The organism is Novosphingobium resinovorum, from assembly GCF_027922145.1.
GTDB lineage: Bacteria > Pseudomonadota > Alphaproteobacteria > Sphingomonadales > Sphingomonadaceae > Novosphingobium > Novosphingobium resinovorum.
The window spans coordinates 425562-452152 of the sequence record NZ_BSFC01000011.1; the positions used below are offsets into that span (position 1 = coordinate 425562).

Below are 26591 nucleotides of genomic sequence, written 5' to 3' on the forward strand. Positions count from 1 at the left end.
CATGATCGAGTTGAGGCGCCTCACCGTTCGTCATTGCTAGCGTAGCGAAGCAATGACGAAGCAGGGTCGTCATGTGCTACCGTTTCAGGCCGCGCGCGATCCAGCCGCTTTCGTTGCCGAAGAAACGCTCGAGCCTCCAGCCCGCCGCACCATCGGCATCGAGCCACGTGGCCTCCTTCGCCAGCGTCAGCCCCTGCGTTCCGGTCCCACTCGGTGCGTAGAGGGCGTAGCGGGTCGTCGGCAGCTTGTTGGTCTTGCCCGGCGTCCATTCGGTGAACGCGCCCGGCGCGAGCGACGTATCGAGCACCGGCGCGAGGAATACGACCGAGGCATAATCGCGCCATGGCCGCCCCAGCGAGACGTTGCGGGCGGCAGGGTCTGCGGTGAGGCGGCAGTCCTCGAACACGAAGGCGCTGTCCTCGTCCGGCGCGTTGCGGCTCTGGGCGGTGTACATGACGGATTCGTGCGCCTCGCCGTGCAATTGGCACTTGCGGAAGAACGCCTTGGCATTGCCGAACACGAAGTCGACGTGACCGGCGATGTAGCAGTTCTCGAAGTAGGCGCGGGTTTCCTTCCCGCCCTGCCCGTCATTGACGAACAGCGTGTCCTGATGGCCGAGCATCCGCACGTTCGCCACCACCGCCGCATCGCCCGTCAGCGAGACAGCCACCGCCTGCGAGGGCGCATGCGCGGGATCGAGCCACCAGTCGTTGGCCACCGTCAGGTTGCGCAAGGTGAAGGACGCGCCGGTCACGCTCAGGGTCGCGGACTTGAAGGTGCCGCCTGCCGTCATGGCGGAATCGCCGTAGACGAGGACGACGTCGTCCGGCCGCCTGCCGGTGCCCGCCAGCGTGACGTCGGCGGCGCTGACGGTCAGCTTCTCGCGGTAGGTTCCCGGCGCGATGAGCACTTTGCCGCCCTCGACCGCCACCGCGTCGATGGCGGACTGGACGGTGTGGAATGCGCCTGCCTTCGCCGGATCGACGTGGACGGTGCGGGCCATGGCAGGCGCGCTCAGCATGGCGGGTGCGACGAGCGCCGCGCAGATCAGTTTGTGGTTCACGAAGTCCTCCCCTGTCCTGCCAGCCATTCGATGGCATTGGCGAGGAAACGGCGCTGCAGCGGCGCCACCATGTCCGGCATGCGGTGCATCACCGCGCGCATCCCCTTGTTCGCGGCCACCAGCGTCGCGGCACCATTGTGGCGATCGTGATCGCGGCTGTAGCCCGCGACGATCTCGACGCCCGGCCCGTCCACCAGCAGCCCGTTGGAAAGGCGACCGTCGATCTGATGGAAGATCCCCGCCGCCCGGTCCGCCGGAATCCCGACGAACAGCGGGTGCGCGCGCAGGTAGTTCCAGTTGCCCATCCAGGGCGCGCGGATGTCGCCCACGGTGCCATTGAACTCCAGCAGGCCGAGGTCCGCGAGTTGCCGCGCGACGCCTTCGGACAAGCCGTCCTCCGGCACCAGCGCCAGCAGCGGTGTGCCCAAGCGCACGGCGGCGAGCACCTGCGCCGACAGTTCGCCGAGCACCAGCTTCGGCTTCTCGCCCTTCTTCGGCTGCGCTTCGAGGCCGGTCTGTTCGCCGATCTGGCGGCGGGCGATCTCGTCCGCCTTGAGACCCGAGGCGATAACCAGATCGTACCGCTGCCCCGGCCGGAACTCCTCCAGCCGGAGGCCGGGCAACGCCTCCAGTTGCGCCCGAAGACTACGCGCGATCCCGGAGACGGCGATACGGCGCCCGGATGCCACCTGAGCGGGCAGCCCCGCCACCCACAGACTGCGCGTGAAGCTCGCGCCCGGAGCGCCGGAAAAGGACAGGTGCACCTGCCACTCCCCCTCTCGCGCCAGAGCAGGCGTCGTGACTTCGCGTGCGACCAGCTGGCTGAACCGGTCCGGTGCCGTGGCCCCCACCGGATAGCGCCCCAGTTCCATCACCGCGCCTTGCGGATCGCGCAGGGACAGCGCCAGTTCGCCGCTCACGGCCTTGCCGGTATCGTTGAACAGGAACAGGGCGAGCACCGCGCTTTCCCCCGCCGCGTAGGCCAGCCTGCGCTGCTTGGCGACGGGGCGCACCGGCAGCAGGCTGGCGCGCACCAGCGCCGGATCGGCCTTGAAACCGCGCAGGTTGTCGACGATGCCGGAGTGGTTCTCGATCGCGGTGGTCTCCCACCCGCTGATCGCCGCCACGTCCACCTCGTCGCCGATGCGGATGTTCTCCATGTAGTTGGCCCAGGCATCGTAGCTCTTGGCGCCGACCGACAGGAACAGGTCCTGCGCGCTGGGGAATGCCTTGCGGAACCCCCAGCGCTCCAGGAACGCCTCGGTATTGGCGAGGATCACCGCATGGTCGGCAAGGTCGTAGGAGCGGCCGCCGCCCTTGCGGATCGTCTCGACCATGGCGGCGTGATCGTCGGCGACGGCGCAGCCTTCCATCTCACCGAACTCGACGATGAAGGGCTTGCCGGTCTGGCGGTGGATGTAGTCGTCCGGGCTCTTGTAGAAGGCGTCGTACCACTGGTCGCCCGCGCCCTGGTGGTTGTCCCACCAGCCACCCCACTCGACCTCGTCCGAGCGGTAGTAACGGTCGCTATAAGGCACGTACATCGCCTGGGAGGCGCCGCGCTGGACGAAGCCGTCGTTGAGGATCACCGTGCGGCTCGGATCGGCGCGGTGCATCGCCAGCAGCACCGCCTGGACGTCGGGGTTGGCGAGGTCCGCGCCCAATTCGTTCTGCAGCGTGTACTGCACCAGCGAGGGGTGCGAGCGGAACGCCCGCACCATCGCCACGCACTTCTCCACCTGATAGTCGCGGGCAAAGCGGTCGGCGTCGGAGAGTTCGCCGTTCTTGCCGTAGCCCGCGATGGCGAAGCGGCCGCCGCCCGGCTCCATCACGCGCAGCAGGCCCATCTCGTCCTGCCGGTCGAGCACCTCGCGCTTGCCGACGTTGCGGTGAAAGTGCAGGCAGTTGAGGCCGAGCGCCTTGGCCGCCTCGACTTCCTTGGTCGCAAGGTCAGGGCGCGGCCAGAGCCCGTTGAAACCCCAATAGCCCCACGAGATCGCCGAGTAGAGCTTGATGCGCCGCCCGTTGAAACGTCGGCGTAAGCGCGATAGCTCGTAGCCATGGCGATCAGGATCGTGACTTCATCGGCGCCGCGCACCGAGAGCACGTCGGCACCGGCAGAGACCTTGCCGCCGCTGGCGATCACCTTCACCCGGCTCTGGAACTTCAGCGCACCGGCGATGCCGAACCCCTCGTTGTTGGTGCCCGACAGCAGCAGTTCGTCGCCCGGCAGCGCCTGCACCGACCATGCCCTTTGCGGCGAGGTCATCTTCAGGTCGAGCGACACCGCGCCCCGCTTCCCGGCCTTCAGGTGGACCGCGACGACCTGATCGGCCGGAGAAGCGACCACCGTGCGCTCATGCGCCACCCCGCCGATCCGAAAGCGCGTGGTGTGACGCGCGGCATCGATGTCGAGTTCGCGGCGATAGCTTCCCGCCTCCGGCTCGCCGAGACCCGGGAAAGTGAGCCGGAGGTCGCCGAGGCCCTGATAGGACATCTGCCGCATCGGCACGCCCATGACCTTGTCCTTGGCGAGCGCCTGCGCTTCGTCGTAGCGGCCCTCGAAGATCAGCCTGCGCACTTGCGGCAGCGCATCACGCGCCTGCGGATTGGCCGGGTCGTAAGGGCCGCCGCCCCACAGCGTATCCTCGTTGAGCTGCAGCCGCTCCTCGGCCACGCCGCCGAAGACCATCGCGCCGATCCGGCCGTTGCCCAGCGGCAGAGCCTCGATCCACTCCTTCGCGGGTCGGCGGTACCACAGCAGGTCATCGCCCCTCGAAACCTGCGCGGCCGCAGCTTCGACACCCGGCGCACCAAGCAGAGACAGCGCCGCGAGGGGGGAGCCACCCGCAACCAGTTCACGGCGGGAAACGGCAAAACCCTGAAGGCTCACTGGCGCATCTCCCCCTGTCGGCGCGCCTTGGGCGGAGTGCTCACGCAAAATGTTAGCGCTATAATTTGCGATGTGCAAGGTGCATGTCGGAACCTCTTGACCTTCCGGTGCCGATGTTTGATAGCGCTATCAACGATAAGGGAGCAGGACGATGGGCGATCATTGCGATCCGGGCGAAATCCGATCCGCCATGCGCATTATGCGCCGCGCCCCGCTTGCGCTTTGACGGCCATCACCATTCCCATGTTCAAGAGGACACCGATCATGATTACCGGCGCCATTCTCATCGGCCGCGACGAAGCGCAGACGCAGGCGGGCTATGCCGCGATCAACCCCGCGACCGGGGCGACGCTGGAGCCTCGCTTCACCACGGCGGGTCTCGCCGAAGTGGAGCGCGCCTGCGCACTGGCCGACGCCGCTTCGATCGCCTTCGCCGAGGCCGAGCCGGAAACCCGCGCGGTGTTCCTCGAAACCATCGCTGACGAGATCGTCGGCATCGGCGAACCGCTGATCGAGCGCGCCATGGCCGAGACCGGCCTGCCCCGCGCCCGCCTCGAAGGCGAACGCGGCCGCACCACCGGCCAGCTGCGCCTGTTCGCGCAAGTGCTGCGCGAAGGCAGCTGGGCCGGCCTGACCATCGACCCCGCCCTGCCCGAACGCGCGCCGCTGCCGCGCCCGGACCTGCGCGTGCGCAAGGTCGCGCTCGGCCCGGTGGTGGTGTTCGGGGCGAGCAACTTCCCGCTCGCCTTCTCGGTCGCGGGCGGCGACACCGCTTCGGCTTTCGCGGCGGGCTGCCCGGTGATCGTCAAGGGTCACTCGGCCCATCCCGGGACCGGCGAACTGGTCGCCCGCGCGATCCAGCGCGCGGTGGCGCTGTGCCATCTGCCCGAGGGCGTGTTCTCCTACCTCCCCGCCTCGCGTGAGGCGGGCACCGCGCTCGTCGCCGACCACCGCGTCAAAGCGGTCGGCTTCACCGGATCGCGCCCCGGCGGCATGGCGCTGATGCGCACCGCCGCCGCCCGGCCCGAGCCGATCCCGGTCTATGCCGAGATGAGCTCGATCAACCCCGTCGTGCTGTTCCCCGCCGCCCTTGCCGCGCGGGCAGAGGCGCTGGGCGCGGCCTTCGTCGGCTCGCTGACGATGGGCGCCGGCCAGTTCTGCACCAACCCGGGCCTTGTCATCGCCATCGACGGACCGGACCTCGATACCTTCCTCGCCTCGGCCTCGGCGGCGATGGGCGGCAGTGTGGCGCAGGACATGCTGACGCCGGGCATCCACTCGGCCTATGTCGAGGGCGTAAGCGCGCTGGCGGGCCACGGCGCCGTCACCACCCTCGCCCGCGGCGTGGAGCCGACCGGGCCGTACCAGGCGCAGGGCGCGCTGTTCCGTACCACGGCGGCCGATTTCCTTGCCGATCCGGCGCTGGGCGCGGAAGTCTTCGGCTCCTCCTCGCTCGTCATTACCGTGTCCGACATGGCCGAGGCGCTCAAGGTCATCGCCGCGCTGGAAGGCCAGCTGACCGCTACCCTGATCCTCGACGCCGAGGACGAGCCGGAGGTCGCCAAGCTGCTGCCGGTGCTGGAGCGCAAGGTCGGCCGCATCCTCGTCAACGGCTGGCCGACGGGCGTGGAAGTCTGCCACGCAATGGTCCACGGCGGGCCGTTCCCCTCGACTTCGGACGGGCGCACCACTTCGGTCGGAGCCTCGGCGATCGAGCGGTTCCTGCGCCCGGTCTGCTACCAGAACATGCCCTCCGCGCTGCTCCCCGAGGGCCTGCGCGACGGCAACCCGTGGAACGCCCCGCGCCGCATCGACGGCGTGCTGAAGCTGGGTTGAGCCTGCCCCCGCTTCGTCATTGCGAGGCCCGCAGAGCCGCGGCAATCCAGCGCGGTGGACACCGCCCTGGATTGCTTCGCTCCGCTCGCAATGACGAAAGTGGATACGAAATGACGACCTTCTTACAAGGCACAGGACGATGACTGACGCCCCCACTCCTCGCCGCTTCCGCTCGCAGGACTGGTTCGCCGATCCCGCGCGCTCGGACATGGTCGCGCTCTATCTGGAGCGCTTCATGAACTACGGCATCACGCCGGCGGAATTGCGCTCGGGGCGGCCGATCATCGGCATCGCCCAATCGGGCAGCGACCTGTCGCCCTGCAACCGGATTCACCTCGACCTCGCCAAGCGGGTGCGCGACGGCATCCGGGACGCAGGGGGGATCGCGATGGAGTTCCCGGTCCATCCGATCTTCGAGAACTGCCGTCGCCCGACCGCCGCGCTCGATCGCAATCTTGCCTACATGGGGCTGGTCGAGATACTCTACGGCTATCCGATCGATGCCGTCGTGCTGACCACCGGCTGCGACAAGACCACGCCCTCGCAGGTCATGGCCGCATCCACCGTGGACATCCCCGCGATCGTCCTGTCGGGCGGGCCGATGCTCGACGGCTGGCATGAGGGCGACCTAGTCGGCTCGGGCACCGTGATCTGGCGCAGCCGCCGCAAGCTGGCGGCCGGAGAGATCGACGAGGAGGAATTCCTCCAGCGTGCCTGCGACAGCGCCCCCTCGGCCGGGCATTGCAACACCATGGGCACCGCATCGACCATGAACGCGGTGGCCGAGACGCTCGGCCTCTCGCTACCGGGCTGCGCCGCGATCCCGGCGCCCTATCGCGAGCGCGGGCAGTATGCCTACGAGACCGGCCGCCGCATCGTCGAGATGGCGCACGAAGACTTGCGCCCCTCGAAGATCCTGACGCGCGACAGCTTCCTCAACGCCATCCGCGTCGTCAGCGCGATCGGCGGGTCGAGCAACGCGCAGCCGCACATCATGGCGATGGCGCGCCATGCTGGCGTCGAACTCACCGCCTCGGACTGGACCGAGCACGGCTACGGCCTGCCGCTGATCCTCGACATGCAGCCGGCCGGGCGGTTCCTGGGCGAACGTTTCCACCGCGCGGGCGGCGTGCCCTCGATCATGTGGGAACTGCAGCAGGCGGGCGTGCTGGCACAGGACTGCCTCACCGTCACCGGCGAGACGCTGGCCGCCAACCTCAAGGGCCGCGAAACCCGCGACCGCGAGGTCATCCGTCCCTTCGCCGAGCCGCTGCGCGAGAAGGCGGGCTTCCTCGTCCTGTCGGGCAACCTGTTCGACTTCGGCATCATGAAGACCTCGGTGATCTCCGAGGAGTTCCAGAGCCGCTACCTCTCCCGCCCCGGCTCCGAAGGCGTGTTCGAGGGCCGCGCCGTGCTGTTCGAAGGCGGCGACGACTACCACCACCGCATCAACGATCCCGCGCTGGAGATCGACGCCGACTGCATCCTCGTCATGCGCGGCGCCGGGCCGATGGGCTGGCCGGGCTCCGCCGAAGTGGTGAACATGCAGCCGCCCGATGCGCTCATCAGGGCGGGCGTGCAGTGGCTGCCGACGCTCGGCGACGGGCGCCAGTCGGGCACGTCCGACAGCCCCTCGATCCTCAACTGCTCGCCCGAAAGCGCGGCGGGCGGCGGCCTCTCGTGGCTGCGCACCGGCGACACCATCCGCATCGATATCCGCACAGGCACCTGCAACGCACTGGTGGACCCGGCCGAGATCGCCCGCCGAAAGGCCGAAGACACCCCGCCGCCCGTGCCGCAGAGCCATACCCCGTGGGAAGAACTCTTCCGCGAGAAGACCGGACAGATGGCCGAAGGCGCCGTGATGGAAATGGCTGTCAAGTATCGGGGCATCGCAGCGAAGACACCGCGCCACAATCATTGAAATCCCGGTAATTCCGGGTAGAACTACGTAGTTTTTGTGACATAGTGTGCCCATGCAACGGCATCGGATCGTCTTAATCGCCGGCATTCTTGCCGTGTTCGCGAAGATCCTGCCGCTTGCAGCCGCCGTGATTTATGCCCGGCACCGCGCCGTGGAAGCCGAGCGCGCGCATCTCGTCGAATACAGCGACTGGACGCTCCGGCGCGCCGAACGCAATTTCGACCGGATACGCGACGTGTTCCGGGAACTGCAGACGACACGCTGGCAGCCTTGCAATGAGGCGCACATTGCCCGGATGCGCCAACTCGCGGTGGACAACCAGTCGATCGAAGAAGTCGGCTACTTCGCGGGCGGCAAGCTCGCCTGCACGAGTTGGGGCGTGGTCCGGCAGAACGTCGGGCGCGGCACGCCGGATACCTGGGTCGAAGGCGGCTACGGGCTGTACCTGAACGTTCGACCCAAAGTCAGCCGTGGCGGCGTGGTGATCGCGGTGGATCATGGCGACTACAACACGCTGGTCAATCACGAACGCTTCGTCGATGTCCTGACCGACACGCCGATGACCATCGGCATCGCCACGCTGGACGGCCGCGTGGTTGCCTTCAACGGCGACGCACCATCCGATGCCGTTGCCAAAGCCGCGGCGGGCGACGGCTTCGCGCGTATCGGCACGCGCGTCTTCGCCTCCGTCCATGACGGGCATTTCCGCGCCTTCGCGATCACCGACAGGGCCTATATCCAGCAGCGCATGGAGCGCGAACTGTGGGCTGTCGTGCCACTGGCCCTGCTGACCTCGGCGCTGCTGATCGCGCTGATCGTGTGGACGTCCCGCCGCCGCCTGACACCCGAGCGCGAACTGGAGGCCGCCATCCGCCGCCGCGAACTGCATGTGCTCTATCAGCCGATCATGGAGATCACGACCGGCCTGTGCGTCGGCGCCGAGGCGCTGCTGCGCTGGCAGCGCAGCGACGGCACCAGCGTTTCGCCCGAGGTCTTCATCCCGCTCGCCGAGCAGCACCGCCTGATCGAGCCGCTGACCGACATGATGATCGGCTGCGTCGTCGCCGATCTTGCCGACATGCTGCGGCGCGAGCGCAGCGTCCACGTCGCCATCAACATCTCCGCCGCCGACATGCAGAGCGGGCGCTTCCTCCCCATCCTGACCAGCGCGCTGGCCGAAGCCGGGGTCGCGCCCCGGCAGATATGGCTGGAGGCGACCGAGCGCGGCTTCATGGATGCCGCCGCCGCGCGCGAAACGCTGGAGAAGGCGCGCGCGCAGGGTCACATGGTGGCGATCGACGACTTCGGCACCGGCTATTCCAGCCTCGCGCAGCTTGCCGCGCTGCCGCTGGACGCACTCAAGATCGACAAGTCCTTCGTCGATGCCATCGGCCGGGAAGCGGCGACCAGTGTGGTGGTCCCGCACGTGATCGAAATCGCCCACGGCCTCAACCTGCTAATCGTCGCCGAAGGGGTCGAAACCCGCGAGCAGGAAGCCTACCTGCGCGCCGCCGGGGTCGGCTTCGCACAGGGCTGGCTCTATGCGAAAGCGCTTCCGGCCACCGAGTTTCTTGCCTTCCGGGCAGCCGCCAACGGCCAAAGGGTGTCGCCGTTCCTGACCTCGCTCGCCGGATAAGGCGCGCGATCATGAGGCGCGTTCACTTCTTGCTTTCCTTTTTGCGCTAGGCGCCTCGTACCGACACGCCGCGCGGAGATACCAGTGCCCCCTCTTACCCGTCCCAAATCCATGCTCGCTCTGGCCATGCCCCTGCTGCTGGACGTGACGGTCCCCGTCTCCCGCCTGCCGGTCTTCGTCGCCGCAGCCGCCGTGCCGCTGGCCGCCAGGACCGCCGCCGCGACCGAACCTGCCGCTCCGGAAGAGCGCGACCGGCTCTACCCCTTCTACCTGCCGATGAGCGGACTGCGCGCGCCTGCCGTCACGTATCGCGTGAAGTGCGATGCCTCGCGCGCGGCGGGACGCGAAGTCTATCAGGGCCACAGTCCCGACGGACCGGTCGAGGGCGGTTACGAACTGATCTACGAAGCGCAGGATGCGCGAGGCAACCCATGCGTCTACCCCTTCGCACCATCGCTGCCTCAGATCGGCGAGCGGGTCCAGGGCACCCAGTATATCCTGCGCAGCGCGATCCCCGGCAGGCGCGTGGCCTTCCGCACCGGCGACGAATGGGCGACAGTGGACCTGCGCCTGTTCAACATCGCCGCCCAGCGCGTCCATTTCGAGATGCGCGACGTCGAACTGGACTTCCCCGGCGCGATCCAGGCCAAGGGGGCGCTCCATCTGGAAGTCACCGGCACGCAGGCGCCCGGCCTGTTCACCGCCGTCCTGCGCCGCGCGAAGATCTACGGCGGCAAGAACGCGCTGTTCGTGCCCAACGGCCAGACCATGCTCTACATCGAGGACAGCGACATTGCCGGCAATGTCGGCACCAATACCGACCAGGAGCACACCACCTACATCAACGGCACCCTCGTTTCGCATTTCCGGGACACGAGGTTCCACGGCCAGCGCGCGTGGGAGAACACTGCAAGCGGCCATCAGCTGAAGGACAAGGCGTACTTGCGCGTCTACGAGAACGTCACCGTCTCCAACGTGCCGCAGGGGCCACCGACGAACTGGCCGCCATCGGCGATGCCGCTGATCGACGCGTCCGCCTTCGGCTTCACCTGGTCCGACGGCCTTCGCATCGAGCGCGTCGCGCCTCTGCAGTCTTCGCGCGATGCCCTCGTCGACCTGCGCACCGACATCCGCTACGGCGAGCCGGGCAATTATCCCTGGCCGGTGCTCGGCTCTCCCGCATGGCGGATGCCGCCCTCGCCGCTCGATGCGCTGGATCAGGTCTATCTCTCGGTCTTCCTCAATACCTCGGTGAAGAGCTTCCGCACCGAGCCCTATGTCTTCGCGCTCAGGCCCACCGGCACCACGCCCGGCACCGACGGCTATCATGTCGAGGGCAGCGAGGCGCCCCGCGCGCAGCAGCGCTACGTCTCGCTGGCCTTCGGCACCGGCGGCAACCTGCAGCGGGTCTATTCGCCCGAGGGCTGGACCTATTCGGACCCCGATCTCCCCGCCGGGTCGGAATGGGTTCTGGACCGCAGCAAGTTCATCCGCCACGCCCTCGGCCTGATCGGACGGTAGCTCAAAGCGGCAGGCTCGCCCGCAGCGGATCGAAGTGGACGATCTCGCGCAGGCTCACCAGCGTCTCGAAATCCTGCACGTTCTCGTCGGAGGCGAGCACGTCGTCGGAAAAGCGCTGGTACGCCTCGATCGAGGGTACGCTGACCATCAGCAGAAAATCGGTGCGACCAGTGACGTTCCACGCCCCGATCACTTCCGGGCAGCGGGCAAGCCGCGCCGCGAAGGCCTGCTCCATGCGCAGACCCGAGCGGACGAGTTCGACGAGCACGTGGATCGTGATCGCCGGAGCCAGTCGCGCCGGATCGATCAGCGCAACGTCGGCGACGATTACCCCGCCTGCCCGCAGCCTTCGCAACCGGCGCAATACCGCACTCTCGGACAGGCCGACCTGCGCCGCGATTGAGCGCGCGGGCTCAAGATTGTTGCGACGCACGATCTCGATGATTCGCCGGTCGAACTGATCGATGTCGACTGTTTCCGCCATACGACGCCTTATGGATGACTTTTTTCATCACCTTATGCCGAAATTCGCCAACCTTCGCCAGAGTGCGGAGGATATATCGAGCCCATGAGCACCCTGTCCGCCCCCGCCGCTTCGTCGCTGCTGCGCGCCGCGCCATATGCGGCGCTCATCTGCTCGATGACCGCCTTCTGCGTCGGTACATCCTACGGCAAGCAGCTATTCCCGATAGTCGGTGCGACTGGTGCAATCGCCTATCGCGTCGGCTTTTCCGCGCTGCTGCTCCTGCTGATCTTCCGCCCGTGGCGCGCACCACTGACCCGCGCGGACCTCTTCGCCACGATGCGTTACGGCGCGGTGCTGGGGCTGATGAACCTCAGCTTCTACCTTGCCATCCGCACGATCCCGCTCGGCCTGGCCATCGCCATCGAGTTCCTTGGCCCGCTGACGGTCTCGCTGCTCTATTCGCGCCGTCCGGGCCAGTTCGCGATGGTTGCCATGGCGGCGGCGGGGCTGGTGCTGCTGCTTCCGCTCCATGCATCACCGCATGCGCTGGACCCGGTCGGCGTCGGTTTTGCGCTGATGGCGGGGCTGTGCTGGGGTCTCTACATCGTGTTCGGCAAGAAGACGACGCACCTTCCCGGCGGACAGGCCGTGGCGCTGGGCATGGCCACCGGCGCGCTGGTGGTGGTGCCCATCGGCATCGTCGAGGCGGGAACGACCCTGCTGAACCCGTCACTGATGCTCGTCGGGCTTGCCATGGCGGTGCTGTCGAGCGCCCTGCCCTATTCGCTGGAGATGATCGCGCTCAAGCAAATCCCGGCCAACCGCTTCGGCGTGCTGATGAGCCTCGAGCCCGCTGCCGGAGCTCTCGCCGGCGTCGTCTTGCTGGGAGAGCATCTGGTGCCGGTGCAATGGCTGGCGGTGGCGCTGGTGGTCGCGGCCTCGGTCGGATCGGTCCTGCTGGGGGACGCCCAAGCCGATCTGCCACCAGCGCAATAAGGCCCGCGGCCTCAGTCCGCCGGGGCCGCGGGCTTCGCGTCGCTGCCGGAAAGCAGCACGCCGTTGAACAGGAACTTGAAGGTCGCGAAAGGCTGTCCGCGCTGGGTCACTTCCGGCCCCATCAGGAACACGCGGCCCTTGCCGAGCCCGCCCTCGACGATGCCCACGCCGCCGTTCAGCAGCTTCTGCCCCCAGCCCCAGCCGGAGACGAGCGGGTCCTCCTTGTCGAACCAGCTGACCTTGCGCACCGATGGCCCGTCGGCGCGGAAGACCGGGTTGTTGTTGTAGAACAGGTTGACCGTGGGTGCGACGCCGAAGGCCAGGGGATCGCTGCTGTCGACTTGCGCGCTCAGGATCGATCCGGGGACGTAGAAACTGTTGGAGGAAACCCGCTTCACGGTGCCGTCCGGCCCCTTGGGCGCGAGCAGGTTGGTGACCGGCAGGCCCAGCGCCTCGCCGATGCGGGTGGAGTTGCCCACGGCGACGACCGTGCCGCCCGCCTTGGCGAAGGCGGCGACTTGCGGGAAGGTCGTCTCGGGCGTGATCTTGCCGAGCATCTTGCGGTAGGCGACCGGAATGTCGGCGGCAGCGGGCTGCGGGCGGGACATGCCCTCCTCCCGGCCGAGCACGTCGCTCTGGAAGACGAGGACGTCGTACTTGGCCTTGAGCCCGCCCTTGTCGAGCGCCTGCGGGTAGACCAGCTCGTAGGGGAACTCGTACTGCTCGAAGATCCAGCGCGTCCAGCCCGAGGCCATCGAGCCGCCGTAGACATCGACGAGGCCGATCTTCACCGGCTTGACCGCGACCGTCTCGCCCGCAGGCTTCGCCGCGACGGCATGGGCATCGAGGCCGAGCGGCGCGACGGCGGCATCGACGATCGCCTTCGCCTTGGCCGAGGCGGGTATCCACACTGCGCCGGGGGCGAGCGCCTTGCCGTCCACGGTCAGGCCCTGCTTCATCCAGAACACCGGCAGTCCGGCCTTCAGCAAGCGGTTGGTCAGCGTGTAGCTGTTGTTGACGCCGTGATCGACGATCCAGCCTGCCCCGCCCGAACCCAGCACGCGGCCCGGCGGCGGCGCGGCGATCTCGTCGGCGACCAGCGGGAACGCGGGAGGCGGCGCGTCGAGCACGCGGTCGAAGGCGACGTTCATCTGCAGCGCCAGCGTGTAGCCGGTGACGTCGTAGGGCTTGATCGGCGGCCCGCCCTCATAGGCGAAGTCCTGCGGGTGATCCTGCGGCTCGAACATGTCGAGCACGTGGGGGCGGAACGCCTGGTCGCTGCGCACGACGTAGCTGCCCGCCGGGTAGCTTTTGCCCTCGAAAGTGAAGGCCGACGGCGCCTGCTGCACCTCGATCCCGGTCTTGATGAGGGCGTTGAGGAAGCGCACCGTCGTCGGCATGTCCTGCTGGCGGTCGGCCGGGATGATGTAGGCACGCGGCGCGCGCTTCTCGGGCGCGTTGAGCACGGTCTTGTAGAGGCTGGCGGGCAGGATCTTCTCGTTGCCCCATCCGAACGTGCCTGCGGTTTCCTCCGGCCCCGGCTTGGGCATGGTCTTCGCCGCGTCCTTCGCCGCCTCGATCCGCTTGGGCGTCACCACCCAGCTGTCGGTGCTGCCCTTGGCGATCTGGTTGCGGCCCATGACATAGCGGTTGTACTGGATCGTCTCGCGGTAGCGCGAGGCGTAGTCGAGGATCGCCCGGTCCATCTCCTTCACGTAGTCGAGCGACTGCTGGAAGTGCCATTCCTGCGGCGCGATCGGCAGTACCTCGTCCTGCCGGGGGAGCTGGTTTTCCGGCACGAACGGGATCTTGAGCGGGGTGGGATTGCCGATGATCTCGGTCAGAATGCCGATCTGGTTGTGGAAGTACCCGATCGTGCGGATGCCGCCGTTGAACCACGTCGAATAAGGCGCAGCCGAGCGCATCGCCGAGCCGCCCATGCCCTTCGCCACCAGCCGCGCATGCATCATCTGGCCGACCACGTCGGTCTGATTGATGACCAGAGGCTCGTTGTTGAAGTTGTAGGGGTCGCGGAAGGGCGGAATGAACACCACCGCGCCCAGCGGCCCTGTCTGGTGCTGGTTGTAGAGGATCTGCGGGAACCACTCGCGGTATCCGGCGCGGTTCATGTTGGTCGTCTCGGGCTGGGTCGAGGCGAAGCTGTCGCGGTTGTTATCGTGGCCGATGTACTTCTGGTAGAGCACCGGGATCGAGTCCGTCGTCAGCTTGTGCGGATCGGCCATGTACCAGTTGGCGACGAGTTCCAGCCCGTCCGGATTGGCGAAGACGAACAGCATGATGTCGTCACCCAGCAGGCGCAGGGTCTCGGGATCATTGCGCGTCAGCATCTCATGGATGATCTGGACGTGGCTCTGCGCGTTGACGATCTCGCTGGCGTGGAGCCCGGCGTCCATCCACACCATCGCCTTGCCCTCGGCGGCGAGCGCCTTGGCGGCATCGTCGTCGAGGCCCTTGGCCAGCGCCAGTTGCTGCGAAATCCGGCGGTATTTCTCCAGATTGCGGATGTTATCGGGCGAGGAGACGATCGCCATGTACTGCTCGCGCCCCTCGGCGGTCTTGCCGATGGAGACGACCTTGATGCGGTCGCTCTCCTTGGCGACCTGCATCAGCCACGCGGAAATCTTCGTGTAGTCGGCGAGGAAGTAGTCGGCGCCGACCTTGCCGCCGACGATCTTCTCGGGCGCGGTGATCGCAGCGCTGGTCGCGAGCGCGTCCTGGGCCAGAACCGGCATGCTGAGCGGGAACGAAAGACACGTGGCGGCAAGCAGAAGATTGCGACGGGACATGGCGTTACTCCTTCGCGGCGCGGAACGGACGGGCGGGGGATGAGAGACGGTAAAAAGCCGGGGCGGACCGCTGGAGAGGCCCGCCCCGTCAGGATGGGTCAGCGTGCTTCGGCGAGGGTCAGGACCGTTGCCAGGCCGACCGCCATGTTCTTGAGGTCCTCGGGCGGGTTCATCTTCATACCCTCTTCCAGCGAGTGCGCGCGGAAAGTGTCGAACCCGGAGCCTAGGGTGACGGCCTCGACGCCCATGCTCATCGGGATGTTGCTGTCGGTGGACCCGGCGCCGTACTTCGGCTCCACGCCCGATCCCTTGGCGACGGCGGTGGCGACCCTGACGATGCGCGCATCGAGCGGGGTGGTGCCGACCGGACGGTCGCCGATCAGCTTGGCGTCGTAGGAGATCTTGCCCTTGGCGGTCGAGCGCGCGGCGTTCTCCGCATCCACCGCAGGCTGCAGCAGGGCGAGGAACTGCTTCTCTTCCGCGTCCAGTTCCGGCTTGCCGTTGGAACGCATGTCGATGGTCATCGCGGTGGAGAACGGGATCGAGTTCACCGAAGTACCGCCCTCCAGGATGCCGACGTTGTAGACCGTCTTGGGCGTTACGGGCGCCTTGATCTTGCCGAACTCGACCATGGCATTGGCCATGGCGAAGGCGGGGCTGACGATGCCGAAGTCACCCATCGAGTGACCGCCGGGGCCGTTGAACGTCACCTTGTAGCGGCGCGATCCGGTGCCGGCATTGGTCACGCGGCCCGACTCGCCCGGCTCGAACGAGATGAAGTACTTGATCGCGTCCTTGTACTTGCCCTTCTGGAACAGGTAGCGCGAACCGCGCAGGTCGCCGGGGCCTTCCTCGCCAACATTGCCCATGAACAGGATGTCGGCCTTGGTGGTGTAGCCCGCCCGGTTCATCGCGCGGATGAAGGCGAGCAGCACCGGCAGGCTGGAGGTATCGTCGCCGATACCCGGCGCGTAGAGCCCATTGCCCTCGCGCCGCACCTTCACGTTGGTGCCGCCGGGAAACACCGTGTCGAGGTGCGCGGTGACGACGATCAGGGGACCGCCTCCGGTGCCCTTGCGTAGCCCCATGACGTTGCCGACTTCGTCACGCTCGACGTCGGTGAGCCCTTCGGCCTTGAGCATCGCCATGTAGGCGGCGCCGCGGGCGTCTTCCTTGAACGGCGGGGCCTCGATCTCGGTCAGGGTGATGATGTCCTGGATGATCTTGTCGTAATCGCCCTTGAGCGACGCCTTGGCCTTGGCGAACTTCGCCCCGCCCAGCAGCGTGGCGGCGGCCTTGTCTTCGGCGGTAGCGGCCTGCGCGCCCGGAGCGGCCAGCGCCATCGCGGCGGTTGCGGCCAGCAGTGTGATACGCATCGTCAAATCCCCTGATTTAGAAATTGCTGTAGATCGTTGCGCCCAGCGTGCGCGGGGCAGTCGTCGCCCAGTAGTCCGGCACGCCCGCAGCGCTCGAGATCGAGTTCACGCCGATCTTGTTGAACAGGTTGCGCACGTAGAGGAACACACCCATCCGGTCGTTCTGCACACCGGCGCGCAGGTTCACCATCGAGTATTTGCCAAACTCGCGGTAGAGGCTGTTGGTCGGCCGGATCTGCGAGGTCATCTTGCCGGTGTAGGTCCAGTCCGCGCGCAGAAGCCCCTCGAAGTCGTTGAAGGCCGGGAAGGTGTATTCGGCCCCGGCGCTCGCGGTGGTGCGCGGGATCAGCGGCAGGATGTCGCCCTTGAGGCCCGATGCCGTGACCTCGGCGCTGACCTGATCGGCGGTCAGGCGCGGCTTCACGTAATGGAAGCTCGCGTTGAGGTTGAGCCCCGAAACCGGCGCCGCGCTGGCCTCGACCTCGACGCCCTCGATCCGCGCCGAGCCGACGTTGCCGATATACGAGAAGTTGCCGTACGTCGCGCGAACCGAGGTCTGCAGGTTGTTCCAGTCGATGCGATAGGCGTCGATGTTGAAGGTCAGCTTGCGGTCGAACCACTGCGTCTTGAAGCCCGCCTCGTAGTTCCACAGCGAGTCCGCCGCGTAAGTCTGCGCCGATTCCGGAATACCCGGCGTCAGGTTCGCGCCGCCGGGGCGGAAGCCCTGCGATGCAGTGGCGTAGAACATCACGTCCGGGGTGATCTTGAGGTCCAGATTGTACTTCTGGATCAGCCCGTTCGCATTGGCGGACACCTCGGCATAGGCGCTGGGAACCTGCCCGTTGAAGTAGTTGTAGCCCAGGTTCTCGCCGCCCACGGTCTTCTTGTAGTCGTAGTAGCGCAGGCCCGCCGTCAGCGTCAGCGGCTCGAAGAGATGATAGCTGATCTCGCCGTATACCGCGGTCTGCTTGACCACGTCGGTGACATAGCGCGAGCCGAGATCGACGGTCGGCTGCTGCGGCTCGCCAGTGGCGGGAATGCCCGCGAAGACGAGCGTATCGACGCGGTCGTCGCGGTCCTCGCGGAACAGGCCGAAGGTGTAGGTCAGCGGCCCCTTGCCGTTCGAGCTGAGGCGAAGTTCGTTGACGTAGTTGCGCACGAAGCGCGGCTGGTAGTTGCCGATCGGCTGCTGCCCTGCGGCCCAGTTCTGGTAATCCGCCCGCAACTGCGCGGAGGTCAGCCCCCCCGCGCCGGTCGCGCAGGTGCTCGAACTGGTCGTCGCTCCGGCGCTCGTGCCCTGCAGCAGCGAGCCGCCGTAGGTATTCTGGAATAGCCCGCAATAGCGATTGGACGCCGCGATGCTGGCGTAGTTGTCCGAGTTGTCGTTGGTCTGCCGCACGTCCCAGCGGTAGTACGAATTGTTCAGCGCCAGCGTGCCGATGTCGGTCTCCCACTTCGTCTCCAGCGCATAGAGCTGCAGCTTGTCGTAGGCCGGCGAGGCGACTTTCTGCTCGGACACGAACTCGCCCACCGAAGGCGCCCACTGCGAGGTGCCGTCGAACTTCTGGGTCTGCACGATCGTCATGAAGTTCATGCTGAGCGTATCGGTCGGCTGGAACCCCAGCTGGAAACGCGCGCCTTCGAGGGTCGAGCGGTTGAGATTCTCCTTGCCGATCGTCGGATCGTCCACATAGCCGGGGTTCTGCTGGCGATAGAGCACGAGGCGCGCGGCCAGCATGTCGGAAATGATCGGCACGTTGACCGCGCCCTTCAGCGAATAGCCGAACTCGCCGTGCTCCACCGCCTCGCCGCCGAATTCGGTCGCGCCCTCGTACTTGGTGAGGTCCGGCTTCTTGAAGATCACGCGCAGGGTGCCGCCCATCGAGCCCGAGCCGTAAAGCGTGCCCTGCGGCCCGCGCAGAACTTCCACCCGCTCGACATCGAAGAGGTTGAGGTTGGGCGTCACGCCCGAAGGATCGGAGCTGGTGCCCGACGGACCCGTCAGCGGCGTCTCGCCGTAGTACAGGCCCACGGTGCTTTCGCCCGCAGTCTGGATGCCGCGGATGGAGATGCGGGTGCGGCCCGATTCACCGGCGATCAGGTTGAGCCCCGGCACCTGCCGCACGACGTCGGCGATACCCGTGGCGCCGAGGTTCTGGAGGGACTTCTCCGACAGCGCGGTGATCGCGACAGGGGTGTCCTGGACGCGGGTGGCGCGGCGCAGGGCGGTGACGACGATGTCGCCTACGCCCTCGCTAACCGCCTGTTGCGGAACCGTTTCCTGTGCCTGCGCCCCCAGCGGCAGAGCGAACAAGGATACGGAAATCAAGAATGCAGCGCGACCGTAGTGAGTGGCCATGATTGCCCCCTGTTGCAGCCGGCCCATGCTCCGCCCGCGATGCCGCCGATGCCTTGGCGATCTCCTGCGCGCTGCGGATTGGACCCGGTTCGTTGTCGAGGTTTCCCCTCCCGACACACGAAAGCTGCGGGCCTTCACCTGTCACGAAGCTGTCACTGCCACGCCCTTTTCCAAAAAGAATCTTGCCCGGCGCGACAGGTTGATGACAGGTTCCATTCACAGACTGCCGAATCAAACGGCATGAAATTGCGCCGGGACAGGGCCGGCACTCAACGACACACAAAGGCACTCAAAGGCACCTCAGGGCGCCTGACGAGTGCCCGGACAGGGAAAGAGGATGCCGCAACTCGTGTGAGGGAGTGAGTTGTTGCGGATACTGATCGTGGAAGACGACGAGCGCCTGGCGCGCGGCATGGAAGCCTCGATGAGCGCGGGCGGCTTCGTCGTCGACGTCGTCGGGACCGGCGAGGAGGCGCTCGACGTTCTCGCGGCCGAAACCTACAATGCCGTGATCCTCGATCTCGGGCTGCCGGACATCGACGGGCTGGAAGTTCTCCAAACGCTGCGCAGGGGCGGCGACTCGACGCCGGTGCTGATCCTGACCGCGCGCGATGCGGTGTCCGACCGTATCGCCGGGCTCGACCGGGGGGGCGACGACTACCTCTCCAAGCCCTTCCACCCGCGCGAGCTGGAATCGCGGCTGCGCGCGCTGATCCGGCGCAGCCAGGGCACTGCCGATCCGGTGCTGCGCGTCGGCGACCTCAGCCTCGACCGCTCCACCCGCGTCGTCGAACTCAAGCGCTCGGTCCTCGACTTGCGGCGCCGGGAAATGGCGGTGCTGGAGACGCTGATGGGCCGCCCCGGCAAAGTCGTGACCAAGCAGCGCCTCAATTCCGAGGTGTTCAACTTCGCCGACGCCGTCGCCCCCAATGCGCTGGAAGTCTACGTCGGTCGCCTGCGCCGCAAGCTGATGCCGGACGGGCCGACGATCCGCACCATCCGGGGCCTCGGCTACATGCTGGAGACCTGATGGCCTCTCTGCGATCGCGCCTGACCGCTGCGGTGATGGTGCCGCTGCTGGCGCTGGCGGTGACCTTCGGCGGCATCACCTGCTGGATGATCCAGCGCTCCGGCGCGGCGACCTCCGACCGCATCCTCGTCGGTTCGGTGCGCCTGCTCAGCCGCGCCGCCGATACCGAGGACGCCGTGCGCGACAAGGTGCTGCCGCTGGCCGTCCATCTGCTCCAGCGCCGTTCCGCGCCCGTCACGCACTACAGCATCTGGGACGGCACGGAGCTGATCGCGGGCGAGCGCGGCCTCGTCCCGCCGCCGCTGTACGACACGCGCACCGGCCGCGCCACGCAGCGCCTGCCCGCCGCCAGCTTCCCGCGCACCTACCGCAATACTCCGCTGACCGGCGGCTACGTCGACCCGCGCGATGCCGACGGCGTGATCCAGCCCGGGTACTTGCGCGACGGCACGCTGGGCGGCAAGCCGGTGCGCATCGCCACCGAGATCCGCCGTCTCCACCGCAACGGCCACGCGGTGGTTGTGCAGGTGGCCGACTTCGTGGATGATCGCTGGGCCTACCAGCAGACCTACTTCCTGCGCGTGCTGGGCGCGGGCGTGCTGATCGCGATGACGGCGGTGCTGCTGTTCTACTGGGCGATCACCTGGGGCCTCAGGCCCTTTGCCTCGCTCACCGGCCAGATCGAGACTGCCCGCCGCGAACCGCCGCCGCAGTTCCGCCTCGCGCTGGAGGAGGACGCCCCGCGCGAGGCGCGGCTGCTGGCCGGATCGTTCAATGCCCTGCTCGCCCGCACCGAGCGTGCGGTGGATTCGCTCAAGCAGTTCACCGCCAATGCCTCGCACCAGATGCGCACGCCGCTCGCCGTGGTGCGCGTCCATCTCGACGTGCTGGAGCGCTACGGCCCCGCCTCCCCGCGCGGCACGGCGGCGCTGGAAGACATCGGCAACGCGGTGCTCTCGCTCGAACGGCTGCTGCTGCAACTGATCGCACTCGCCCGGACCGAGGAGCAGGGCATAGCCGAGGACGCCACCTTCGACCTTGCCGCCGTCGCCGCCGACCTCGTCGCCTCGCGCATCGACCAGCCGGGATCGGACGGCCTCGACATCGGCTTCGAGGCCCCGGATCACGGCGCTCTCCTCGCCAGCGGCCACCCGATCCTGGCTGCCGAGATGATCGGCAACCTGTTCGACAACGCGGTGCGCTACAACCGCCCCGGCGGCGCCGTCACCGTGCGCGTGCTGCACCGCGCCGGACGTGCGCGCATCGAAGTGGAGGACGACGGCCCCGGCATCGCCCCGCAGGACCGCGAGCGGGTGTTCGAGCGGTTCTACCGCGCCCGCAGCGAAAGCGGTGCTGGCGGCAGCGGCCTGGGTTTGTCGATCGTCCGCGCGCTGGCCGAACGCATGGCCGCCGAGGTCCGGCTGGAGCCCGGCACGGATGGTCGTGGCGTGCTCGCCAGCATCGACTTCGCCGCGCCGCCGAGCCCTGATGACCGGAGCGACGAGCACATCATCGAAACCCAATCGGAGGCGCAACAATTCGCGCTCGCGACAGCTTGCTGACAGGGTTCTCGCGGCAGAACCCTCATCATGAGCCAGGTGCCTTCGGGCACGGCAACAGGATCACCGATGTCCGCAAATCCTTTCGTTCGGTCACTGCGATGATCGAGACTGTCCCCCCACCTCTTCCCCCTTCCGCCGACCATGCGCGCAGGCGCCTGCGCCCTCACCTGCAGGTGAGGCTGCTGGCGGGTTTCCTGCTCGGCATGGGCGGTGGAACCCTGGCCGGGCTGTTCGCCAGCGATTCGCCCGCCACCACGTTGCTGATGCGCTGGGTAGTGAAGCCGGTGGAGCAGGCGTTCCTCTTCGCGCTGTTCCTGCTGATCGTGCCGCTGCTGGTGTCGGCCATCGTCAGCGGCATCGCGCGGGTGCGCAACATGGCGGGAATGCGGCGACTGCTGCTCTCCACGCTGGCGCACATGCTGGCGGCCTCGGTCGCGGCGGCCCTGATCGGGCTGGCCATGGTCAACCTGTTCCGCCCCGGCGACGTGGTGCCCGCCGAGATCGGCCAGCAACTCCTCGCGTCGGGTCACTCTTCCGCACCGCCGAGAGGCTTCGGCGCGCTGTTCTCCTACGCCGCCGTGGAACGGCCGATCATGATCGTCATCATCGCCTCGGTGCTCGTCGGCATGACCCTGACTTTCCTGCGCACGCGCCGCAGCGGCCACGTGCTCGCCACCAGCGAGCGGGTGTTCGATGCCGGGATGCATGTGCTCGGTTATGTCGCACGGCTGGCGCCGGTCGCGGTCGCCGCCTTCATGTTCGACCTGACGCTGGTGTTCGGCTGGCACTTGCTGCTCTACCTCAGCGCCTATGTCGGCGTGGTGGTCGCGGCGCTGATGCTGCAGGTGGTGCTGACCTTCTTCGCGGTCGTGTGGATGCGCGGCGGCGTGACCCCGGCGGCGTTCCTGCGCGGCGTGCAGGAGCCCGCCGTCATCGCCTTCTGCACCTCCTCCTCCAACGCCACGTTGCCCAGCGCGCTGCGTTCGGCCGAACTGGACCTGCGCCTGCCGCCGCGCGTGGCCCGGTTGGTGCTGGGCGTCGGCACCATCGCCAATCAGGGCGGCACCGCGATCTACACCGCCGTCACCGTGCTGTTCATCGCCCAGTTCTTCGGCATGGACCTCTCGCTCGGCCGGCAGGGCATCGTGCTGGCAGTGGCCGCCGTGGCGGGAATGGGCACGATCGGCGTGCCTGCCGGCTCCCTGCCCACGGTGGCGGCCGTGCTCGCGCTGACCGGCTTGCCGCCCGAGGGCATCGGCCTCGTCGTCGGCGTGGACCGGCTGCTCGACATGTTCCGCACGATGGTCAACGTGGTCGGCGACCTCGCCGTCGCCACGGCCGTGTCGCGGGACCAGCAGATGCAGGTGGCTTAGGCCGCTGCGGGCGCTGCTTCAGGGGTTTCCTCGGGCAGCAGCGTCCGCGCATCGGCCTGAAGGTTGCGCGCGCCAACCGCCTCTCCGATCAGCAGCAGCGTCGGATCGTCGTCGCTGATCGTCGCGACGAGGAAGGACAGCGCCGAGAGCTTGCCCCGGATCAGCCGCTCGTCGGGCAACGAAACGTTTACCGCGACCATCACCGGCGTATCGGGATCGCGCCCCGCCGCGATGAGCGAGCGAGCGATTTCTCCCGCCGCCGCGCGGCCCATGTAGACACCGACCGTCCCGCCTGCCTGCGCCAGCGCCGTCCAGTCGAGCCGCAGCGGCTCCCCGGCCTTGAGATGCGCCGTGACCAGCGTGATCCCGCGCGCCCGCCCACGCAGCGTCAGCGAGGCATTGGCGCTCGCCGCCGCCGCGCTGGCGGTGGTGACGCCGGGGCACACGCGTACCGGCACTCCCGCCGCGGCAAGGTGGTCCATCTCCTCGGCAGAACGGCCGAAAACGGATGGATCGCCGCCCTTGAGGCGCACCACGCGCCTGCCCTGCAGTGCCGCGTCCAGCAGCAGGTCGTTGATCGAACCCTGCACCTTGCTGTGGCGGCCAGAGCGCTTGCCGACGCTGATCGCTTCAGTCCCGGCCGGGATCAGCTCCAGCACGCCGGGGCCGACGAGAGCATCGTAGAACACCACATCGGCGGCCCGGATCAGACGTTCCGCCTTGCGCGTCAGCAGGTCCGGGTCGCCCGGTCCGGCGCCGACCAGCCAGACTTCACCGGCGGCGATCAGTTCATTCGGCTGCATCGAGAACCTCCTCGTGGGTCTGGGTGAGAATCTTGGCGAGCGCGGGGCGGCACGATCCGCAATTGGTGCCCGCGCCCAGCGCCTTGCCGATGGCGGGAACGTCCACCAGCGCCTGTTCGCGGATGGCGGCGACGATCTGGTTGAGGCCGATGTCGAAGCAGACGCAGACGGTCGCGCCCTTGTCCGGCTGGCTGCCGGGGCCGCGCGCGGCGAGCACGGTGGCGCCCACGTCGCCCGCCGCGAGCTGCCCGATCAGCCAGTCGCGCGAAGGCAGCAGGCCGGTGCGGGTGACGAAAAGCACGCCTGCCAGCCTGCCCTCGACGATCACCGCGATGCGGCGCGAGCCCCGGGTATGGTCGATGGCCTCGATGCGCTCGCCCTTGGGCAGGCAGGCTTCGATGCGCGCGGCATCGCCATTGCCCGCGATCTCGTAGAGCGCGCCGCCGGGCACCGCCACGCGCGTCGCCCACAGGCAGGGCACGCGGGCGGGTTCATCGCCGCGCAGGATGAGGAAGCCCTTCCATTCGGTCTCGACTTTGGCGAGCGCGGCGGGGGTGGACTTGAAACCGGGCTGGCCGGAGTGTGGATCGACCAGCGGGCGCGGCAGCAGGCCGGTGCGGCCGCCGGTGGAGATCTGGTCGGTCCAGTGGATCGGCGTGAAGATCTCGCCCGGACGCTGGCCGTCGCTGAGCAGCACGCGAAAAGTGCTGTTGCCCTGCGGGGTCGAAACGCGGGCGAGATCGCCGTCCTTCAGGTCCTGCGCGGCGGCATCGGCGGGGTGGACCTCGACCAGCGGCTCCTCGCGGTGGCGCGCCAGCTTGGGGGCGAGCCCGGTGCGCGTCATCGTGTGCCACTGGTCGCGGTAGCGTCCGGTGTTGAGCGTCAGCGGCCAGTCGGCGAGCGGGGCCTGAAGGTCCATCTGCCCGACCTTGACCATCCGCGCGCGTCCGCTCGGCGTCGGGAAGCGGCCGTCGGCGAACGGTATGTCGCCCCAGCGGAACGGCTCCATCGCGTCATAGGCAAGGTTGCCGATCGCGGCGTGGGCGGCAAGGTTCAGGACGCGCGCGCCATCATTCTGATAGGCCGTGAGGCGCGCATGTTCACGCCAGATGTCGGCGGGGGTGTCATAGGCGAAGGCGCTCCCCCAGCCCATTCGGCGGCCCACTTCCTTGACGATCCACCAGTCCGGCTTGGCCTCTCCGGGCAGGTCCATGAACGGACGCTGGCGGCTGACGGTGCGCTCCGAATTGGTGACGGTGCCGTCCTTCTCGCCCCATGCGGCGGCGGGGAGGCGAACGTCGGCATAGGCGGTGGTGTCGGTGTTGGCGATAACGTCGGAGACGACGACGAAGGGGCACTTCTCCAGCGCGGCGCGCACGTTGCCCGCGTCGGGCAGCGAGACGGAGGGGTTGGTCGCCATGACCCACAGCGCCTTGATGCGCCCCTCGCCGATGGCGCGAAACAGGTCCACCGCCTTGAGACCCGGCTTCGTCGCCATCGTCGGTGCGGCCCAGAAGCGGCCGACGCGCGCGACGTTCTCGGCCGCGAAGTCCATGTGCGCAGCCAGCGTCGAGGCGAGCCCGCCGACCTCGCGCCCGCCCATCGCATTGGGCTGGCCGGTGATCGAAAACGGCGCCGCGCCCGGCTGGCCGATCCGCCCCGTCGCGAGGTGGACGTTGATGATCGCGTTGACCTGATCGGTGCCGCGGATCGACTGGTTGATTCCCTGGCTGAACATCGTGACCGTGCGCGGGTTCGCGGCGAACATCTCGTAGAACCGCAACAGCAGCGCGGGGTCGAGGTCGCAGGTCTTCGCGGTGGTCCACACGTCATGGCCAGTGGCGAGGTGCTCCCAGAAACCCTCGGGCACATCGACGTGGGCAGTCATGAACGCCTTGTCGACCATGCCCTGCTCGGCGAGCCATGCCAGCAGCCCGTTCATCAGCGCAACGTCGCTGCCGGGGCGCAGCGGCAGGTGGAGGTCGGCGCCCTCGCACGTCTCGGTACGGCGCGGGTCGATGACGATCAGCTTCGTGCCCCGCTCTGCACGAGCCGCCTGGATGCGCTGATAGACGATCGGATGGCACCATGCCGTGTTCGAGCCGACCAGCACGACGAGGTCGGCCTTGTCCAGATCCTCGTAGCCGGCGGGCACCACGTCCTCGCCGAAAGCGCGGGTGTGGCCGGCCACCGCGCTCGACATGCACAGGCGCGAATTGGTGTCGATGTTGGCCGAACCGATGAAGCCCTTCATCAGCTTGTTGGCGACGTAGTAGTCCTCGGTCAGCAGCTGGCCGGAGACATAGAACGCCACGCTGTCCGGGCCATGACGCGCGATGGTGTCGCGAAAGCGCTTGGCGACGAGGTCCAGCGCCTTGTCCCAGCGTACGCGCCTGTCGCCGATCATCGGGTGGAGCAGGCGGCCGGTCAGTCCGACCGTCTCGCCCAGATGCGTGCCCTTGGAGCAGAGGCGCCCCGCATTCGCCGGGTGTGCCTCATCCCCCCGGATCGTCACCTCGCGCGCACCCGTGGGGGAGGCCGAGATGCCGCAGCCGACGCCGCAATAGGCGCAGGTCGTGCGGACCGCCTCGCGCATCAGGCCGCGTCCCTCATCACTTCGGGGCTCTGGGTTTCGGGTCGGGCCAGCAGGATGCGCCCGTTCTCCTCACGCACGGCGATGGTCGGGGTGCAGCCGCTGTCCGCCCCTTGCGCCTCGCCGCTCGCCAGCGCGATGTTCCAGTTGTGCAGCGGACAGGCGACCGCGTGGCCATGGACGATGCCCTGGCTGAGCGGCCCCTTCTTGTGCGGGCATTCGTTGACGAGCGCGAAGACCTTGTCGTCGCCGGTGCGGAACACGGCGATCTCCGGCTCCCCCTCGAACCGCACGGTGCGCGCGCCGCGCTGGGGGATGTCGCTCAGTGTTCCGATATCGATCCAGTCGGTCAT

General features: G+C 67.9%; 18 protein-coding genes. 8 read left to right on the forward strand and 10 right to left on the reverse strand.

From position 1 onward, the window contains the following. Positions 1 to 76 precede the first annotated feature (76 nt). The 3 genes from PKE80_RS06940 to PKE80_RS06950 are packed head-to-tail and all read right to left on the reverse strand — an operon-like array spanning position 77 to position 3956. Complete coding sequence (locus tag PKE80_RS06940; protein ID WP_271181866.1) at positions 77 to 1063, reverse strand: pectinesterase family protein; 987 nt, start codon at positions 1061 to 1063, stop codon at positions 77 to 79. After that, entirely contained in the window at positions 1060 to 2931 is a 1872-nt protein-coding gene (locus tag PKE80_RS06945; RefSeq protein WP_271181867.1) for a hypothetical protein, read from the reverse strand. Before PKE80_RS06945 ends, PKE80_RS06940 begins: the two co-directional genes overlap by 4 nt. After that, positions 2892 to 3956 carry a glycoside hydrolase family 95 protein gene (locus tag PKE80_RS06950; protein WP_271181868.1) on the reverse strand — a complete coding sequence of 355 codons (1065 nt, stop codon included), beginning with the start codon at positions 3954 to 3956 and terminating at the stop codon, positions 2892 to 2894. Before PKE80_RS06950 ends, PKE80_RS06945 begins: the two co-directional genes overlap by 40 nt. Positions 3957 to 4220: 264 nt before the next feature. On the opposite strand from PKE80_RS06950, the gene PKE80_RS06955 reads away from it, so the two are divergent. The 4 genes from PKE80_RS06955 (at position 4221) to PKE80_RS06970 (ending at position 10873) form a co-directional block, all read left to right on the forward strand. Then, positions 4221 to 5792 (forward strand): aldehyde dehydrogenase (NADP(+)), encoded by a 1572-nt coding sequence (locus PKE80_RS06955; protein WP_271181869.1) that lies wholly within the window; start codon positions 4221 to 4223, stop codon positions 5790 to 5792. A 139-nt stretch (positions 5793 to 5931) separates the two neighbouring features. Continuing rightward, positions 5932 to 7716, forward strand: a complete 1785-nt coding sequence (locus PKE80_RS06960; protein WP_271181870.1) for an IlvD/Edd family dehydratase — start codon at positions 5932 to 5934, stop codon at positions 7714 to 7716. A gap of 94 nt (positions 7717 to 7810) precedes the next feature. Next, a complete protein-coding gene (locus PKE80_RS06965; protein WP_271181871.1) occupies positions 7811 to 9352 on the forward strand; it encodes an EAL domain-containing protein in 1542 nt (513 codons plus the stop codon). 111 nt (positions 9353 to 9463) lie between these two features. After that, positions 9464 to 10873, forward strand: a complete 1410-nt coding sequence (locus tag PKE80_RS06970) for a hypothetical protein (protein ID WP_271181872.1) — start codon at positions 9464 to 9466, stop codon at positions 10871 to 10873. A 1-nt stretch (position 10874) separates the two neighbouring features. On the opposite strand, the gene PKE80_RS06975 is transcribed toward PKE80_RS06970, so the two are convergent. Further along, positions 10875 to 11357, reverse strand: a complete 483-nt coding sequence (locus tag PKE80_RS06975; RefSeq protein WP_271181873.1) for an Lrp/AsnC family transcriptional regulator — start codon at positions 11355 to 11357, stop codon at positions 10875 to 10877. A gap of 84 nt (positions 11358 to 11441) precedes the next feature. Here PKE80_RS06975 and PKE80_RS06980 point away from each other — a divergent pair, with 84 nt between their 5' ends. Beyond that, positions 11442 to 12335 carry an EamA family transporter gene (locus PKE80_RS06980; protein ID WP_271181874.1) on the forward strand — a complete coding sequence of 298 codons (894 nt, stop codon included), beginning with the start codon at positions 11442 to 11444 and terminating at the stop codon, positions 12333 to 12335. 11 nt (positions 12336 to 12346) lie between these two features. Here PKE80_RS06980 and PKE80_RS06985 read toward each other — a convergent pair whose 3' ends face one another. The 3 genes from PKE80_RS06985 to PKE80_RS06995 form a co-directional block, all read right to left on the reverse strand. Continuing rightward, complete coding sequence (locus PKE80_RS06985) at positions 12347 to 15142, reverse strand: M14 family metallopeptidase (RefSeq protein WP_271181875.1); 2796 nt, start codon at positions 15140 to 15142, stop codon at positions 12347 to 12349. A 98-nt stretch (positions 15143 to 15240) separates the two neighbouring features. Continuing rightward, positions 15241 to 16518, reverse strand: coding sequence for a M20/M25/M40 family metallo-hydrolase (locus tag PKE80_RS06990; RefSeq protein WP_271181876.1), 1278 nt, complete (start codon positions 16516 to 16518; stop codon positions 15241 to 15243). A 16-nt stretch (positions 16519 to 16534) separates the two neighbouring features. After that, complete coding sequence (locus tag PKE80_RS06995) at positions 16535 to 18877, reverse strand: TonB-dependent receptor (RefSeq protein WP_271181877.1); 2343 nt, start codon at positions 18875 to 18877, stop codon at positions 16535 to 16537. A gap of 367 nt (positions 18878 to 19244) precedes the next feature. On the opposite strand from PKE80_RS06995, the gene PKE80_RS07000 reads away from it, so the two are divergent. The 3 genes from PKE80_RS07000 (at position 19245) to PKE80_RS07010 (ending at position 22842) form a co-directional block, all read left to right on the forward strand. Then, on the forward strand, positions 19245 to 19907 hold the full coding sequence (locus PKE80_RS07000) for a response regulator (RefSeq protein WP_271181878.1): 663 nt from the start codon (positions 19245 to 19247) through the stop codon (positions 19905 to 19907). Beyond that, positions 19907 to 21469, forward strand: a complete 1563-nt coding sequence (locus PKE80_RS07005) for a sensor histidine kinase (RefSeq protein WP_271181879.1) — start codon at positions 19907 to 19909, stop codon at positions 21467 to 21469. Before PKE80_RS07000 ends, PKE80_RS07005 begins: the two co-directional genes overlap by 1 nt. A gap of 173 nt (positions 21470 to 21642) precedes the next feature. Continuing rightward, a complete protein-coding gene (locus PKE80_RS07010; RefSeq protein ID WP_271181880.1) occupies positions 21643 to 22842 on the forward strand; it encodes a dicarboxylate/amino acid:cation symporter in 1200 nt (399 codons plus the stop codon). Here PKE80_RS07010 and cobA read toward each other — a convergent pair. From cobA to nirD, 3 genes are read right to left on the reverse strand one after another with little or no spacing between them, the layout of a single operon-like run. Next, the gene (gene cobA / locus PKE80_RS07015; protein ID WP_271181881.1) at positions 22839 to 23645 is read right to left on the reverse strand and encodes a uroporphyrinogen-III C-methyltransferase; all 807 of its coding nucleotides are present in this window, start codon (positions 23643 to 23645) and stop codon (positions 22839 to 22841) included. The genes PKE80_RS07010 and cobA overlap by 4 nt on opposite strands. Next, positions 23632 to 26241 (reverse strand): nitrate reductase, encoded by a 2610-nt coding sequence (locus PKE80_RS07020; protein WP_271181882.1) that lies wholly within the window; start codon positions 26239 to 26241, stop codon positions 23632 to 23634. Before PKE80_RS07020 ends, cobA begins: the two co-directional genes overlap by 14 nt. Beyond that, positions 26241 to 26591 (reverse strand): nitrite reductase small subunit NirD, encoded by a 351-nt coding sequence (gene nirD / locus PKE80_RS07025; RefSeq protein WP_271181883.1) that lies wholly within the window; start codon positions 26589 to 26591, stop codon positions 26241 to 26243. The genes PKE80_RS07020 and nirD overlap by 1 nt, the downstream gene beginning before the upstream one ends.